11 protein-coding genes are annotated in these 16,845 nt (G+C 67.6%); 5 read left to right on the forward strand and 6 right to left on the reverse strand.

Annotation, left to right across the window (positions count from 1 at the left end; genetic code table 11):
• Positions 1–63: 63 nt before the first annotated feature.
• From ASD47_RS19580 to ASD47_RS19590, 3 genes are read right to left on the reverse strand one after another with little or no spacing between them, the layout of a single operon-like run.
• A complete protein-coding gene (locus tag ASD47_RS19580; protein WP_235525958.1) occupies positions 64–1,521 on the reverse strand; it encodes an amidohydrolase family protein in 1,458 nt (485 codons plus the stop codon).
• Positions 1,522–1,532: 11 nt separating this feature from the next.
• Complete coding sequence (locus tag ASD47_RS19585) at positions 1,533–2,822, reverse strand: hypothetical protein (RefSeq protein ID WP_056760094.1); 1,290 nt, start codon at positions 2,820–2,822, stop codon at positions 1,533–1,535.
• A gap of 2 nt (positions 2,823–2,824) precedes the next feature.
• On the reverse strand, positions 2,825–3,214 hold the full coding sequence (locus ASD47_RS19590) for a RidA family protein (RefSeq protein ID WP_056760096.1): 390 nt from the start codon (positions 3,212–3,214) through the stop codon (positions 2,825–2,827).
• Between the two features lie 155 nt (positions 3,215–3,369).
• On the opposite strand from ASD47_RS19590, the gene ASD47_RS19595 reads away from it, so the two are divergent.
• The 4 genes from ASD47_RS19595 to ASD47_RS19610 all read left to right on the forward strand — a co-directional run bounded on the left by ASD47_RS19595 (position 3,370) and on the right by ASD47_RS19610 (position 11,686).
• Positions 3,370–4,332, forward strand: coding sequence for a MurR/RpiR family transcriptional regulator (locus tag ASD47_RS19595; RefSeq protein WP_056760098.1), 963 nt, complete (start codon positions 3,370–3,372; stop codon positions 4,330–4,332).
• A gap of 650 nt (positions 4,333–4,982) precedes the next feature.
• Positions 4,983–7,790: a TonB-dependent receptor domain-containing protein gene (locus ASD47_RS19600; protein ID WP_235525959.1), complete on the forward strand. Its 2,808-nt coding sequence runs from the start codon at positions 4,983–4,985 to the stop codon at positions 7,788–7,790.
• Positions 7,791–7,999: 209 nt separating this feature from the next.
• Positions 8,000–9,328 (forward strand): gluconate:H+ symporter, encoded by a 1,329-nt coding sequence (locus ASD47_RS19605; RefSeq protein ID WP_082564723.1) that lies wholly within the window; start codon positions 8,000–8,002, stop codon positions 9,326–9,328.
• Between the two features lie 66 nt (positions 9,329–9,394).
• Positions 9,395–11,686, forward strand: a complete 2,292-nt coding sequence (locus ASD47_RS19610; protein ID WP_082564704.1) for a family 20 glycosylhydrolase — start codon at positions 9,395–9,397, stop codon at positions 11,684–11,686.
• A gap of 114 nt (positions 11,687–11,800) precedes the next feature.
• On the opposite strand, the gene mmsB is transcribed toward ASD47_RS19610, so the two are convergent.
• Together mmsB and ASD47_RS19620 are read right to left on the reverse strand one after the other, a co-directional pair.
• Positions 11,801–12,697, reverse strand: coding sequence for a 3-hydroxyisobutyrate dehydrogenase (mmsB, locus tag ASD47_RS19615; RefSeq protein ID WP_056760104.1), 897 nt, complete (start codon positions 12,695–12,697; stop codon positions 11,801–11,803).
• Between the two features lie 57 nt (positions 12,698–12,754).
• A complete protein-coding gene (locus tag ASD47_RS19620; protein ID WP_056760105.1) occupies positions 12,755–14,251 on the reverse strand; it encodes a CoA-acylating methylmalonate-semialdehyde dehydrogenase in 1,497 nt (498 codons plus the stop codon).
• Between the two features lie 91 nt (positions 14,252–14,342).
• Between ASD47_RS19620 and ASD47_RS19625 the strand changes: the two genes are divergently transcribed.
• The gene (locus tag ASD47_RS19625) at positions 14,343–15,218 is read left to right on the forward strand and encodes a LysR family transcriptional regulator (RefSeq protein WP_056760107.1); all 876 of its coding nucleotides are present in this window, start codon (positions 14,343–14,345) and stop codon (positions 15,216–15,218) included.
• Positions 15,219–15,228: 10 nt separating this feature from the next.
• Here the strand turns inward: ASD47_RS19625 and ASD47_RS19630 are convergent, their stop codons facing one another.
• Positions 15,229–16,653: an amidase gene (locus ASD47_RS19630; RefSeq protein WP_056760109.1), complete on the reverse strand. Its 1,425-nt coding sequence runs from the start codon at positions 16,651–16,653 to the stop codon at positions 15,229–15,231.
• Between the last annotated feature and the right edge of the window lie 192 nt (positions 16,654–16,845).

The following is a 16,845-nucleotide window of genomic DNA, read 5'->3' on the forward strand; positions in this document are numbered from 1 at the left end:
GGGGCGCCTCCCGGTCTCGCCGCTTTCAGGAGCAGCCCGTGCCTCGGGTGACGCGACGCCGGTTCACCGAGGCCGCAGAAAGCGTCCACTACGAAGACCCGTCGGGACGCCTCGGCTCCAGCAGAGTTGGCCGTTCACCAGCACATGCTCGATCCCCTTGGCGTGGCGGTCCGGCGCTTCGTAGGTCGCCCTGTCGATGATGGTGTCAGGATCGAAAACGGTAATGTCCGCCTTCATGCCAGGCGCGATGCGCCCGCGCTCCTTCAGGCCGAAGGTGCTGGCGGCCAGGCCCGTCATCTTGTGCACCGCGGCTTCCAGGCTGATCAGCTTCTCGTCGCGGGCATAGTGGCCGAGCACGCGAGGAAACGTGCCCCAGAGCCTCGGATGAGGCCGCTTGTCGTGCGGCAGTCCATCGGAACCAATCATGCAGCAGTCGTGGCTGAGGATCGCGCGCATATCGGCCTCGGCCATCTGGAAATAGCTGGCGCCGCCGGGCATCAGCCGTTCGGCCGCTTGCGTCTGGGTCAGGTTCCAGTCCTGGGCGATCGAGGCCAGGGTGCGACCGGACATTTCGGGATGGGGCTCGGACCAGTTGATGAGGATCTCGACCTCACCGTCCGCCAAGTCGGGTCGGATGATCGTCGAACCCGCGGTGTAGGGATAGCAGTCCAGACCCACCGGCTGGCGCCCTCTCGCTTGGTCGATCAGGCCGAGGGTCTCGGCGGCGCGGCCCCAGTTGCGTACGCCTGCGCATTTGTGGTGCGACAGGATCAGCGGCGTCTGGCTTGGCGCGGTTACCGCGAAGGCTTCCTTGAGCGCCTCGATGATGCCCTCGCGCTCGTCGCGGATGTGGACCGTATAGACGCCGCCGACCTCGGCCACGGTCTTGGCCAAGCCCTGGAGTTCCTCGACATCGGCCGCCGAGGCGGGGGCGTAGAACACGCCTGAGCTCAAGCCCAGGGCGCCTTCGGCCAACGCGTCGCGCAACAGGACGTCCATGCGCGCCCGTTCGGTCGCCGTGGCCGGGCGCGACAAGTCCTCCAGGCACAGGACGCGCAGCGCCGAGTGGCCGACGAGGGCCGCCACGTTGACACGCGGCGCAGCCGCCTCGATGGCGCGGCGGTAATCGGCGAAGGTGTCGTAGGCGAAGTCCTCGCACGCGCCCAGCAGGTTGAACGGTTCGTCGACCGCATCGTCGAAGCGCAGCATCGCGGCCGAGATTCCGCAATTGCCCGTGATCACCGTGGTGACGCCCTGGCTGATCTTCGGCGTCATCTCGGGTTGGGTGATGCAGACCAAGTCGTCGTGGGTGTGCACGTCGATGAAGCCGGGCGCGACGACCAGGCCCGAGGCGTCGATCACCCGCGCGCCGCCGGCGTCGAGCGCCGGACCCACGGCCAGGATCGTGTCGCCGGCCAGGGCGACATCGGCCGCGAAGGCCGGGGCGCCGCCGCCATCGATGACGAGCCCGCCCTTCAGGACGACGTCGATGGCGCGGGGAAGGGGAGGCGGAACACTCAAGGCCGCGTCACTCAAAAGAAGGTCTTCAGGCCGCCGAGCACGGCATAGGATTCGTCGACCTCCAGCAGCACCGACCACTTGTCGAAGGTGGTGCAAGGGTGGGAGATCTCGAAGCCCACCACGTCGCCCACGGCGAGGTCGGTGTCGGGCGTGAGGGTCAGGAAGCCGTGCTGGTCGGCCAGCTTGGCCGTCACGACGCCGCCGATGGGCTGGGGCGCGGCGTGCAGTCCTTCGCGGAACCAGCGGGTGGCCGTCGGCAAGTGGATGTCGAACGAGACGTCGCGCTTGCCCATCATGACGATCGCCAGGTCCGGCTGCGGTCGCGAGATGACCCGCGCCCACACTTCCAGCGCCGGACGCAGCCGGGGCGGCTCGCCGAGGGCGGCGCGGTCGTCCATCCGGCTCAACAGTTCGCGGTAGAAGCCGCTGTCGTGGGTGACGTAACAGCCGCTGCGCAGCACAATCGTCGCGCCGGGAGCCTCGCCAGCCAAGGCTCTGGCGACCAGGTCGTAATAGGCCGAGCCGCCGGCGGTCAGGATCGAGCCCTCCGGATCGGCCAGCAGGGCCTCCTGGCGCAGGCGGTGGTGGAAGCCCAGCAGGCCGCCCAGATAGCCGTTGATTTCCACGGCGTCCTGTTTGGCGTGGTCGCTGAAGACCAGACCTTCATAGCCCTCGACGCCATGCAGGGCGACGCCGGGCAGGTCGCGGATCAGGCGCGCCAGGGCCAGGCCCTGGTCCAGGGAACGGACGCCGCAGCGGCCGTCGGCCATGCCCAGCTCGATCAGCAGGCGGGCGGCGGGAGCGGCGGGGGGGCGGGCGAAGATCTCCGAGATCGCCCGCGCGCCTTCGGCGCTGTCGACCAGCACATAGACGGGGCGGTCGGGCGCGGCGGCGGTCAGGTCGCGCAAGGCTTCGATCTCGGCCCGGCCGACCAACTGGTTGGCCAGGATCAGGTTGGGCGCGCCAAGGTCGTGGCACAGCTTCAGCTGGGTCATGGTGGCGGCCGTCAGGCCCCAGGCGCCGCCTTCAAGCTGCCGGATCAGCAGCTGCGGGCACATGGTCGTCTTGGCGTGCGGGGCCAATTTGGCGCCGGCCCGGCCGACATAGGCCTGCATGACTGACAGGTTGTTGTCGATCGCCGCACGCTTCAGCACCGCGGCGGGAAAGGGGATATCGCCGCCGAACAGGCTCAGGCTGCGTCCGGCCAGCTCGCCGAGCCGTTGCACCGAACCGTCCAGCGGTATGGCCTTGGTTCCAGGCGCCAGATCCAGCGCGTCGAGATCGGCGAGCGACATCGTCATGGTCAGGTCTGCGGGATCAGGGCGATCACCTCGATCTCGACCTTGCAGTCGATCATCATCGGCGACTGGACACAGGCGCGGGCCGGCGGGGCCTTGCCGAAATAACTGCTGTAGACGCGATTGAACGCGTGGAAGTCGCGGGCGTCGTCCAGCCAGACATTGGCCTTGACCACGTCTTCCAGCGTGCAGCCGGCCTTGGCCAGGATGGCGACCAAGTTCGCGATGACCTTATGGGTCTGGGGCACGACGCCGCCGTCGACCACTTCGCCGTTCTCGTCCATCGGCACTTGGCCCGATACGAAGACGAAGCCGTTGGCAATCGTGGCCTGACAGAAGGGAAGGGCCTGGCCGCCGGTGCCCGTGGTGGATGCGCCGATGCGTTCGATGGACAAGGAAATCTCCTGACTCAAGGTCGAGTTCTGCGTGTCAGGAGCCATGTCGGGTGTTGTCGTGTCAACGAAAATGTAGCAAAACTATCATTGTTGTGGGGTGCGATGTCGCCGCATTGTTTGCGACGTGGCGTCGTTGTCGATATCAGTCGTCAGGAATGCGTGGCGAGACGGGGGCGTTCGTGAACCAGCCTGGAAATTCCGACGACCGCGGCGACATACTTCCGCGCCTTGAGGCGATGATGGAGTCGATGACGAGGTCGGATCTCAAGATCGCCAAGCTGATCCTGAAGTCGCCCCACGAGTTCGTCCGCGCCAGCGTCCGGTCCGTCGCCGCCGATCTTGGCGTCAGCGAGCCCACCGTCCTGCGGTTCTGCCGCACGGTCGGATGCGAGGGCTTCAAGGATCTGAAATTCCGCCTGATCCAGGAGTTGGCTCACGCCCAGGCCATGACCGACCAGCGCGAGCGGGCGACCCGTCCGACGCTGGTCCGGAGTGAAGGTGCGCCGGCCTCCGGCGTCGATGACGCAGTCGCCGACCGGCTGTTCGACACCATCATCGACGCCCTGAGCCGCACGCGCGAGACCTTGAACGAAAAGGACTTGCAAGCCGCCGCCCAAGCCGTCGCCAAGGCCGGACGCGTGGTGGTCTACGGCATCGGCGGCAGCTCGGCCGCCCTGGCCGGCGAGATCCACAATCGGCTGTTCCGCCTCGACATCTCGGCCATGGTGTTCACGGACGGCTACGCGCAGCGTATGTCGGCCGCTATCCTGTCGCCGGGCGACGTGGCGGTGTTCCTGTCGTCCACTGGCCGTCCGCGAGAGCTGCAAGAGAGCATGGAACTGGCCAAGCATTACAAGGCCACCTGCATCGCCATCACTGACGCCGACTCGCCGCTGGGACGTGATGCGGACATATGCCTGCACGTCGGACTCTCGCCCTCGGGCGTGGAGGAGTTCCAACCCAATCCCATGCGTTTCGCTCAGCTGTTCGTCATCGACCGCCTGGCCTACGCCGTGGCCGCATCGCTTGGCGAGAGGGCTCATCTGATGCTGCGCCGGGCGCGCGGCAGCGTGGCCTGGCTGCACGGACTCGCGCCCCAGCAGCCGATCGGCGACTAGCCGCCGGCTGCATGCAGCGCCTAATCGTCGAGAGGTGGAGTATTCTCTCGGGCTGTCGGTGCGGATATTGGCGAAGGCATCGCATTTTCGTGCGGCAGGGCGCTTCGTCTTGCCTCTATTGGTAGCGATCCCATCGTGCGCGCCCTTCGAATCCGGGCCTATTCTCGCCGCTTGAAAGCGCGCCTGCCATGGGTGCTGAAATTTCGGGCGTTGACTAGTGCATTAAAAAACAAGGAAAAATTCAGAATCTCATTGCGAGTTGCGTGTATTTTTTATTATTACTACATAAATGAATGTTTTATGATTGACGTTATCCGAAGCGTGTGACTAACCTCGCCACATTCCGGTTGAGGCGCTCAGTTCAATCGATCCCCCTGCATCTAGAGATACAGTGGAGATTAATTCCGAGTGGCCGAGACGGATTAAATAGAGCGGCGCAATAGCGCCGAATTAAAATAAGTATTCGATTGCGATCAGCGCTCTCACTGGGGGAGCCAGGGGATAGTCTTCTCAGCACGGGGGCAGGAATTTTGTTTACGAAAAATCGCCGCATCCATGTCGGCTCCGCGTCGGCGCTGGCGTTGTTGTCCTGGGGGGCGATGGCCAATGCACAGCAAGCCGTCGCGTCAACCGCCGGCGACGCAACGACCATGACGGAGGTCGTCGTCACCGGCTCGCGCATCAACTCGCGCGGCTTCACCCAGCCGACGCCGACGACCACGGTGACGGCCGAGGATCTGGAAAAAGCCTCGCAGCCCAACATCTTCCAGGCCATCACCCAGATGCCGGCCCTGCAGGGCAGCACCGGCAAGACGGTGGCGGCCAACGGCACCAGCTCGGGCGCCCAGGGCCTCAGCGCGTTCAGCCTGCGAGGCCTCGGCGCCATCCGTACACTGACCCTGCTGGACGGCCAGCGCGTCACCCCGGCCAACATCACCGGCGTCACCGATGTCAGCCAGTTCCCGCAGCTGCTAATCAAGCGCGTCGACGTGGTGACCGGCGGCGCCTCGGCCTCGTACGGCTCGGACGCGGTCGGCGGCGTGATCAATTTCGTGACCGACACCACCTTCGAGGGCTTCAAGGCGCGGCTGGAAGGCGGCGAGAGCAAGTACCACGACAACGACACCGTCGTGGCCCAGTTCGCCGGCGGCAAGTCGTTCTTCGACGGTCGGCTTCGCGTGATCGGCAGCGTCGAGTACAACCGCGAAGCCGGCGTCCTGGCCGGCGACTTCGGCCTGAACCAGGCCGGCGGTCGCGACTGGTTCAATTCGCCCGCCATCCAGGTGCGCCCGATCGGCTCCACCACCGACGGCCTGCCGCAGTACCGCGTCATCCAGGGCGCGCAGCAACTCCAGTACGCCAAGTACGGCCTGATCACGAACGGCCCGCTGCAAGGCATCGCCTTCGGGGTGAACGGCGCGCCGCGTCAGTTCCAGTACGGCTCCAACGGCGTCGCCACGGGCACGGGCGCGGTGACCAACTGCTTCAGCCCGTTCTGCGTGGGCGGCGACCTGTCGGGCATCATCGGCGCCTCGCCGACCCTGGCCGCGCGCCTGAAGCGCAAGGTCGCCTACGGCCGCGTCAGCCTCAAGGCCACCGACAACGACGAGATCTATTTCACGGTCAACGCCGCCGACGCCTACTCGCTGAACCAGCCCAATACCGGCGAAGAGAAGACGGGCCTGACCATCCAGTGCGAGAACCCGTTCGTTCCCGCCGCGATCAAGGCCTCGTGCGCCACGGCCGGCATCACCAGCTTCGCCTTCGGCACCAGCAACGGCGGCTTTGGTCCCATCGCCGTCAACATCAAGCGTGAACAGGCCCGCTTCGTCCTGGGCGCCACGGGCAACCACCAACTGTTCGGCACCGACTGGAAGTACGACGCCTACTACGCGTTCGGGACGAACCGGATCAAACTGGATGTCGACAACATCTCGGTCACCTCGCGCTACAACGCGGCGATCGACGCCATCGCCGGTCCGAACGGCGTCGCGATCTGCCGCGACCCGGTCGCCCGCGCCAATGGTTGCGTCCCGCTGAATGTCATCGGCCAGGTGGCCCTGGATCCGGCGGCCTTGGCCTATGTCCTGCCGGCCAACGGTCCGTTCCAGCGCTCCAAGCAGATCGAGTCCGTCGCCAGCTTCAACGTCACGGGCGAGCCGTTCTCGACCTGGGCCGGCCCGGTGGCCATCGCCGCCGGCGCAGAGTGGCGCGAGGAAGACTACCGCACGATCACCGATCCGTACGGCGACGGCCTGACGGCCACCGCTCATTACAACGCCGACTATCCGGCCGACCCGCTGGTCCGTACGACCGGCAACAACTGGTACGCCGGCAACTACCACAGCGGCCACGGCTACTATCACGTGGTCGAGGGCTATCTCGAAGCCAACGTGCCGGTCCTGAAGTCGGACACGCTGGGCGAGGCCAATATCAACGGCGCTGTCCGTCAGACCAAGTACAGCACCTCGGGCGACGTGACGGCCTGGAAGCTGGGCGGCAGCTGGAAGACCCCGATCGAGGGTCTGCGCTTCCGCGCGGTGACCTCGCGCGACATCCGCGCGCCGAACCTTTCGGAGCTGTTCGCGCCGCCGGTCGTGACCAACGCCACCGTCCTGTACAAGGGCGTCGCCACGAACGTCCTGCTGCAGACCATCGGCAACGCCAACCTGCGTCCTGAAAAGGCCCGCAACACCGAGATCGGCGTCGTGCTGGCCGAGCCCAAGTGGCTGCCGGGGTTCAGCCTGTCGGTCGACTATTTCGACATCAAGGTGAACGGCGCCATCAGCACCCTGGCCGCCCAGGACCTGGTCGACCTTTGCGTCGCCGGCAACCAGGAAATTTGCTCGGCCATGCTGCTGACCAGCACCACGCCGAACACCAACTTCGTCCGCGTCCAGGCGTTCAATGTCGCCTCGCTGCGCAACAAGGGCTTCGACATCGAGGCGGTCTACCGGAAGAACCTCGAGGATTGGGGCCTGCCGGGCCAGGTGCAGTTGCGGGCCTTGGCGACGCACACCAGCAGCTTCGTGACGAAGTCGGGCGTGCTGGGCACGGTGCCGGTCGAAAGCGCAGGCGTGAACGTCGGCAACACGCCGGACTGGAAGGCGACGTTCACCCAGACCTGGACCAAGGACAAGCTCAGCCTCTCGATCTTCGAGCGCTGGATCAGCGACGGCGTCTACAGCAACGAGTTCGTCGAGTGTACGAGCGGTTGCCCGGTCTCGACGGTGGCGCACCACACCATCGACAACAACCAGATGAAGGGCGCGACCTATGTCGACGTCGGCGGCTCGTACGAGGTCACCGCCAACACGACCGCCTATTTCAAAATCGACAACCTGTTCGACAAGGACCCGGTCGCCTCGCCGACGACCAATGTCAGCCCCGGCGTGAACCCGTTCCTCTATGACGTCATCGGCCGGATGTACCGCGCCGGCGTGCGCCTGAAGTTCTAAGCGTTCCGGGCGCGCCGCCCCTGGCGCGCCTGTTCCGACCGCCACGACCTCCCCGGGTGGCGCGGTCGGCCTTAACCTCTCCGACGGCCTCCCCGCCGCGAGAGGTTTGATTCCCCGGCGCCGTACGCCGAACCCCACGGCGCCGGGGAATCGCTCTTTTCTCCGTTCGCGGCGCAAGACAGTCGCGTGTCCCTGGGTGCCCGGTCATGATGATCCTTGCCGTTGTCGCGTTGATCGCGCTGCTGGTCGTCCTGATCGCCTGGGGCAAGGTTCCGCCGTTCCTGGCCTTCCTCGTCGTGGCTCTCGGCGGCGCGCTGGCCTTCGGCATGCCGCTGGCGCAGATACCCAAATCATTGGAGCGCGGCGTCGGCGACATGCTGGGCGGGCTCGTGGCGATCATCTGCCTGGGCGCGATGTTCGGGCGCGCGATCGCCGACAGCGGCGCGGCTCAAAGCATCGCCCACACGCTGATCGGCGCGGTGGGCCTGCGTTTCATCCTGCTGGCCATGGCGCTGACCGGCCTAGTCGTCGGGATCCCGCTGTTCTATAGCGTCGGCTTCGTCGTCATGATCCCGCTGATTTTTTCGGTCGCCAAGCGGGCCGCCTTGCCGCCGGTCTATGTCGGCCTGCCGCTGCTGTGCGGTTTGTCCGTGGCGCACGGCTTCCTGCCGCCGCATCCGTCGCCGACGGCTCTGGTCACCCTGTTTGGAGCCGACACGGGCCTGACCTTGGCCTATGGCCTGGTGGTCAGCATCGCCGCGCTGCTGGTCGGCGGACCCGTGCTGACGCTGACGCTCAAACGGGTCGGGGTCCTGCCGCTGGGCGGTCCGCCGGCGGACTCGCCCTTCGCCGCCGGAGCGGCCAGCGAGGGCTCCGCGCCAGGCGCCTTCAACAGCTTCACGACCGCGCTGGCCCCGGTGGTGATGATCGCCGCGACCACGGCCCTGCTGGTGGCGTTGAAGTCGCCGTCACCGGCGCGGGACATCGTCGGCTTCATCGGTCACCCGGCCGTCGTGCTGATCCTGTCCCTGATCTACGCCACCTTCAGCCTGGGCCTGCTGCGCGGCGTGTCGATCCCGGCGCAGATGCAGCGCTATGGCGACGCCCTGAAGGAGGTTGCTGGCGTCCTGCTGATCCTGGCCGGAGCAGGGGCGCTGAAGCAGATCTTCGTCGACAGCGGCGTCAGCGCCGCCTTGGGCGGCTGGTTGGGCGCCTTGCCTTTGCATCCGCTGGTGCTGGGCTGGCTGATCGCCATGGTCATCCGCGTGGCCCTGGGCTCGGCGACGATCGCCGGCTTGACGGCGGCGGGCCTGGTGCAGCCGCTACTGGCCGCCACCCATGTCGATCCCAACCTCATGGTCCTGGCCATCGGCGCGGGCAGCCTGATGTTCTCCCACGTCAACGACCCGGGCTTCTGGCTGTTCAAGGAGTATTTCGGCCTGACCCTGAAGGAGACCCTGCTGTCCTGGACGGTGATGGAGAGCCTGGTCGGCGTGGTGGGCCTGGTCTGCGTGCTGGGCCTCAGCCTTGTCGTCTGATCCTCGATCCGACCTGTCGTACCCCCAACAATCAAGAAGCGCTGACGAGCGGCCTCGGGAGACCCCATGTCCAGCATCCTCCGTTCCGCCGCCGCGATCGTGGCCGCCGCCGTCGTCCTGCCGGCCCCCGCCCTGGCTGCGCAGGCCTTTGCGGTGACCCCGGCGCCGGCCCGACTGACGCCGCAGAAGGGCGCCCTGAGGCTCGGAGCGGGCGACGCCGTCTGGATCGCTCCAGGCGACGCCGAGGCGCGGTTGGCGGCCCAGTGGCTGGTCGACACAATAGCCGTCACGCGCGGCGTGCGCCTGGTGGTCAAGGAGGGCGCCGCGACCGCGGCGACGGGCGGGGTGGTCCTGACACGCGGCGGGCCGGAGGGGGAAGGCTACACACTGGACGTCTCGTCCCACCGGGCCGAGATCCGCGCCAAGGACAGGGCAGGCCTCTTCTATGGCGCGGTGTCTCTGTGGCAACTGGCGGCTCCGTCCAGGGGCGGCGCGCCGCTGCGCGTCCAAGCCGTCCGCATCGATGACGCGCCGCGCTTCGCCTGGCGCGGCTTGATGCTGGATACCGCTCGCCACTACCGCAGCCCCCAGGTGATCAAGCGGATCATCGATGGCATGGCCAGTCTGAAGCTGAATACGTTGCACTGGCATCTGACCGACGATCAGGGCTGGCGGTTGGAGATCAAGAAGTATCCGAAGCTGACCGAGCATGGCGCCTGGCGGCAGCCGGCCGGCGCGGCGGGCCTTACCACTTCGGGCCAGGCGGTGCGCTATGGCGGCGTCTACACCCAGGACCAGGCGCGCGAGATCGTCGCCTACGCCGCCGCCCGCAACATCACCGTCGTGCCGGAGATCGAGATGCCCGGCCACGCCCAGGCGGCGATCTCCAGCTATCCTGCGCTGGGCACGCGTCCCGCCGCCGAGAAGGTGATGGCCGACTGGGGTGTTTATCCCGACATCTTCAACGTCGACGACGCCACCTTCGCCTTCCTGGAGGACGTGCTCGACGAGGTGATGGCGATCTTCCCGTCGCCCTACATCCACGTCGGCGGTGACGAGGCCTTGAAGACCCAGTGGGAAGCCAGCCCCGCCATCCAGGCCAAGATCAAGGCCCTGGGCCTGCCCGATGAGCACGCGCTGCAGAGCTACTTCATCCAGCGCATCGAAAAGCACCTGAACGCCAAGGGGCGGCGTCTGATCGGCTGGGACGAGATCCTGGAGGGAGGCTTGGCCCCAAACGCCACGGTCATGTCCTGGCGTGGGCTGGAGGGCGCCGTCGCGGCCGCAAAGCAGGGCCATGACACGGTGCTGGCGCCGGGGCCGGTGCTCTATTTCGACCATCGCCAGAGCACCTCGCCCGACGAACCGCCGGGTCGGGGCAAGCTTTCGACGCTGAAAACCGTCTACACTTTTGACGCCGAGCCGTCCGAGCTGACGCCCGAGCAGCACAAGCACGTGCTGGGCGTGGAGGCCACGCTGTTCAGCGAGCACATCCGGACCGACGAGCGCGCCGTCACCATGCTGTTCCCGCGCCTGGCGGCTCTGGCGGAGAACGCCTGGACGCCGCGCCAGGACCAGAGCTGGGACCGCTTCGTCGATCGCCTGCCCGCGACCCTGGGCCGGCTGAGCGATCTGGACCTGGTCCATGACTCCGTGCCGTTCGAACCGCAGGCCGCCTTCGCCACGCCGGGCGAGACGATCGGCGTCCAGCTCGACACGGGTCTGCAGATCGGTCAGGTGCGCTACACCACCGACGGCGGCGAGCCGACGCCGGTCTCGCCCGCCTACAAAGCGCCGCTGGCGCTGAAGCCCGGCGTCGAGCTGAAGGCGCGGACCTTCCTGGATCAATATCCGCTGGGTCGGACGCGCGCGTGGGCGGTGACGCCCGAAACCGCTCTGACCCGCCGCTCGCAGCAACTGGCACGCTGCACCGAAAACCTGCTTCTGAACCTGGAGGACGATGGCGCCAACGCGATGGGCGAGCGCGGCACGTTCATGCTCGACATCCTCAACCCGTGCTGGATCTGGAAGAACGTCGACCTGACCAACGGCGCCAGGCTGACCGTCACGGTCGGCCAGCTGCCGTTCAATTTCCAGCTGGGCAACAAGCTCGATCCGCTGCCGGTGCGGCCGGCGTCGCGGCCGGAGGGCGAGTTGGAGGTGCGGTTCGGCTGCAAGGGCCCGCGCTTGGCGACGGTCCCGCTGACGGAAGCCGCACGCAACAGCGCCCTGACCGAACTTCAGGTCGATGTTCCGGGACGAGGCGTCGGCGACCTTTGCTTTACCTTCGCCAGCCGCGCGATCGAGCCGATGTGGGCCTTGTACAGTGTCCGAATCGCACCGAACGCGACTCGCTGAGCTGGCCGTGTCTTGCGCGACCAGACGAGGTCGCAAGGCAAACGAAGCGCGTCGTGGGTTCCGATGGGCGCAGGCGATGGAGGCCGTCGGAGACGGGAAAGGTTTGTCTCAGCCTCAGCTCAGCTCAGCCAGCCGTCCGCGGAGCATCTGCAGCACGGCCGAGAAATCCTTTCCGCCAAAGCCGTTGGCGTCGAACAGGGCGTAGAGGGCCTCGGCCTGGGCGCCCATCGGGGTCGAGGCCCCGGCCCGCGCGGCGGCCTCCTGGGCCAGCTTGAGGTCCTTGAGCATCATCGCCGTGGCGAAGCCGCCCTCGTAGTTGCGGTCCGCCGGGGTGGCGGGACCCACGCCCGGGACCGGGCAATAGGTCGACACCGACCAGCACTGGCCCGACGACTTGCTGGCGATCTCGAAGAACCGGTCGGCGGCCAGGCCCAGCTTCTCGGCCAGGGCGAAGGCCTCGCAGGTTCCCAGCATCGACACGCCCAGCAGCATGTTGTTGCAGATCTTGGCCGCCTGGCCCGCCCCGTGGTCGCCGGCATGGATCGTCACCCGCGCCATCGGGGCCAGGGCCGCCTCGACCGCTGCGAAGTCATCGGCGTCGCAGCCGACCATGAAGGCCAGGGTCCCGGCCTCGGCGGCCATGACCCCGCCCGACACCGGGGCGTCGGCGAAGCGGAAGCCGGCGGCCTTCGCCTGGCCGGCCACCGCTCGGGCGCTGTCGACGTCGATGGTCGAGCAGTCGATCAACAGGGCCGACTTGGGCGCATGGGCCAGCACCTGCTCGCCATAGACGCCGCGCACGTGCGGTCCGGCCGGCAGCATGGTGATCACCACCTCGGCGTCGGCGACCGCCTCGGCCACCGAGCCCGCCGGATGGCAGCCGGCCGCCGCGGCCTTGTCCAGCGCCGCCGCCGACAGGTCGAAGGCGCGGACGTCATGCTGGGCCTTGGCCTGGTTGGCGGCCATGCCGCCGCCCATGTTGCCCAGGCCGATGAAGGCGATGCGGGTCATGCTTGAAGTCCTGGTTGCAGCGGCGTCCTAACCGCCGGGAGGGGCGGCGCACCGAGCCTATTGCATGGTCGGAATGACGAAGGCGTCGCCTTCGTGGTCGCCCTCGGGCCAGCGGGCGGTGATCGTCTTGACCTTCGTGTAGAACTTCACGCCCTCGACGCCGTGCTGGTTGGTGTCGCCGAACGCGCTGCGCTTCCAGCCGCCGAAGGTGTGGTAGGCCACCGGCACCGGGATCGGCACGTTGATGCCCACCATGCCGACATTGACCCGGCTGGCGAACTCACGCGCCGCCCGGCCGTTGCGGGTGAAGATGGCCACGCCGTTTCCGTACTGGTGCTCGGACGGCAGCGCCAGGGCCTCCTCGAAGCTCTCGGCGCGGACGATCTGCAGGACAGGGCCGAAGATCTCCTCCTGGTAGGTCTTCATGCCCTTCTTGACGCCGTCGAACAGCGACGGGCCGATGAAGAAACCCTTCTCGAAGCCTTGCAGGGCGAAGTCACGGCCATCGACCACCAGTTCGGCGCCTTCGTCGACGCCGACCTGGATGTAGTCGGCGATCTTGGCCCGGTGCGCGGCGCTGACCACCGGGCCGTAGTGGACGCCCGGGTCGGTGGAGATGCCGACCTTCAGGGTCTCGATCTCGGCGACCATCCGCTCGCGCAATTCGTCCGCAGTCTTCTTGCCGACCGGGACCACCACCGGCAGCGCCATGCAGCGCTCGCCGGCCGAGCCGAAGGCCGCGCCCGAGAGGTCCTTGACCACCTGGTCCAGGTCGGCGTCGGGCAGGACGACGCCATGGTTCTTGGCCCCGCCCATGGCTTGGACGCGTTTTCCGTGGGCCGCGCCCGTCTGGTAGACATAATGGGCGATGTCGGAGCTGCCGACGAAGCTGACGGCGCGGATCAGCGGGTGGGTCAGAATGGCGTCGACGGCGCTCTTGTCGCCGTGGACCACGTTCAGCACGCCCGCCGGAGCCCCGGCCTCCATCATCAGCTCGGCCAGCTTGACCGGCACCGTCGGGTCCTTTTCCGACGGCTTGAGGATGAAGCTGTTACCCACGGCGATGCTGATGCCGAACATCCACATCGGGATCATGGCCGGGAAGTTGAACGGGGTGATGCCCGCACACACGCCCAGTGGCTGGCGCATCGAATAGACGTCGATGCCCGGGCCGGCGCCCTCGGTATATTCGCCCTTCAGCACATGGGGGACGCCGCAGGCGAACTCGATGACTTCGAGACCGCGCTGGATGTCGCCCTTGCTGTCGGCGATGACCTTGCCGTGCTCGGACGACAGGAGTTCGGCCAGGGCGTTCATGTCGCGCTCGATCAGACGCTTGAACTCGAACATCACCCGGGCGCGGCGCTGCGGATTGGTGGCGGCCCAGCCGATTTGCGCTTTTGCGGCCGCCTGGACGGCGGCGTCCAGTTCGGCGTCGGTCGCCAGCACCACCCGGGCCTGGACCTCGCCGGTATTGGGATTGAAGACGTCGCCGAAGCGGCCGGAGGCGCCTTCGAGGACTTGTCCGTTCACGAAATGGCCGATGGTCCGCACAGCGCTCTCCGATTGTTGGGCCGCACTATCTCCGATATATGCAAGATGGCTATTGCGATTATGCAAAGGGCTTGGGCAAATTTTCACAGCCATGTTCGATTGGGACGATCTTCGCTACTTCTTGGCTGCGGCGAGGGCCGGCTCGTTCAACGCGGCCGCTCAGAGAACGGGCGTTGACACCGCCACCGTCAGTCGGCGCGTGGCGAGGCTGGAGACCGCCCTGAAGGCGACGCTGTTTGTCCGCTCGGCGGCGGGGCTGCAGTTGACCAGCGCCGGCTCACGGCTGCTCGAGGCGGGGCTGCAGGCCGAAACCGCCATGCATGCCGCCGCCCGGTCCGGCGATCCTGAAGCCGCCGGAGGCGCGGTGCGCATCAGTGTCGCCGAAGGGTTCGGCGCGCACGTCCTGGCCCCGGCCTTGCCGGCCTTCCGCCGCACGCGCCCCACGCTGCGGATCGAACTGGCGGCCAATGCCGGGTTCCTGTCGCCGACGCGGCGCGAGGTGGATCTGGCCGTCACCCTGAGCGCCCCCACCGATAGCCGCCTGCTGGTCGAACGCCTGACGGACTATCAGCTGGCTGTTTTCACCACGCCTCAATATCTGGCGGAGATGGGGCCGCTGGACGAGGCCGAGGATCTGCGGCGCTGCCAGATCGTCGGCTATGTCGATGACCTGCTCTATTCGCCGGAACTGCGCTATCTCGACCAGGTGGCGCCCGGCCTCGAGGCGGCGCTGTCGAGTTCGTCGATCCGGGCTCAGCGCGAGATCATCCTGGCCGGCGGCGGGGTCGGCGTCCTGCCGTGCTTCCTGGCCGAAGGGCTGGTGCGGGTGGCGCCGCGCGTCCTGCTGCAGCGCCGCTTCTGGGTCAGCACCCTGCGCGAGGTGGCCGCCACCGCCCGAGTGCGAGCCGTCCGGGCCTGGCTGCAGGACCTCGCCGCCGTTCGCGGCCGGGAGCTTTGTCCCTTCTGACGGCTTTGCGTCACGAACTGGAATTCGCGGGCGCTCCACCATGGTTGAACGGTGCGGCTGGCCAAGGCCGCTGGATCGGGCGAAGCCGTTCCCAGGCGCGCGACAGGCGCAGCACGCCCAGGTCGTCGAACCGCCGGCCGACGATCTGCAGCCCGATCGGCAGGCCCTCGGCGGTGTAGCCGCAGTTGATCGACGCCGCCGGCTGTTCGGTCATGTTGAAGGCCACGGTGAAGCCGATGTGCTCGAACGGCCGGGCCGGATCGTTGTTGGGCGAGGGCAGATGCGCGTCGAAGGCGGGCGCCGGCGCGGTCGGCGAGAGCACGAAGTCGAACGGCTGGAAAGCCTTGGCGCCGGCCTCGCGCATGCGCTGGATCTGGTTGAATCCGCGATAGACCGACAGGCCGTCGGCGCCGCGAGCGGCTCTCGCCCAAGCCAGGATGTAGGGCAGGGCGCGCTCGGCCCGTTCTGGGCCCAGGGCGTCCAGGTCGTTCAGCGAGCGGGTGCGCCAGAAGAGATCCAGGCCGTCCAGCATTTCGCGCGTCAGGTAAGGTCCGAACGGCTCGACAATCGCGCCGGCCGCCTCGAAGGCTTGAGCGGCTGCGGTCACGGCTTCGGCGACTTCCGGCTCGACCGGCGAGCCGACGCCGGCGTCCAGCATCAAGCCGATGCGCAGGCCCCTCAGGTCTATGTCGAGGTCGCGCCAGGCGAGGCTCGCCGGCGGCAGGCTCATATAGTCCCGCCGATCGGGGGCGGACAGCACGGTCATGGCCAGGGCCGCGTCCTCGACCGTGCGGGTCATCGGCCCGGCGCAGCGGCCGATATAGGGTGGATCGATCGGGATGCGGCCGTTGCTGGGCTTGAAGCCATAGATCCCGCACCAGCCGGCCGGCAGGCGGATCGAGCCCCCGATGTCGGTGCCCAGGTGGAGAGGCCCGTAGCCGGCCGCCGCCGCCGATCCGGCGCCCGCGCTGGAGCCGCCGGGGGTCTTGGCCAGGTTCCAGGGATTGCGAGCGAGTTTGTGGAAGCTCGACAGCCCCGACGACAGCATGCCGAAGTCGGGATTGGTTGTCTTGGCCAGGATCACCGCGCCGGCCTCGCGCAGCCGGGCGGCCGGTGGGGCGTCGACGGGTTCGGGGACAAGGTCGCAGGCGGCCGAGCCCAGCGGCTTGGGTACGCCCCGCGTGGCGATCAATTCCTTGATGGTGGCGGGCGCGCCGTCCAGAGGGCTTAGCGCCTCGCCGCTTCGCCAGCGGGTTTCGGAGGCGCGGGCCGTCTCAAGCGCAGCCTCGGCGTCCAGCGCCCAGGTCGCGGCGAGGTGCGGCTCCCAGGCCTCGATCCGCGCCAGCACCGCCGACGTCACCTCGACCGGCGAAAGGTCTCCGGCGGCGTATAGCCGGGAAAGGTCCGTTGCGGTCAGGTCGGGAAGTTCGTTCATGGATCCAGACTAAGACGCTCGCGGGCGGCTTCGCTAGAGGCTGCCCCGCCGTTCCGTCCCTTCTTGAAGATCCAGGGCTCGACCATGGCCGGGTGTCGGACGACCGTTCGTCCAGCCAAAGCTTGGTCGTCCTGAACGGGTCGCATCGATGCGAACGCCGCCCGTTCGCTGAACCCCCCGACATCCATTTGT

Source organism: Caulobacter sp. Root1472 (assembly GCF_001426985.1).
Classification (GTDB): Bacteria; Pseudomonadota; Alphaproteobacteria; order Caulobacterales; family Caulobacteraceae; genus Caulobacter; species Caulobacter rhizosphaerae.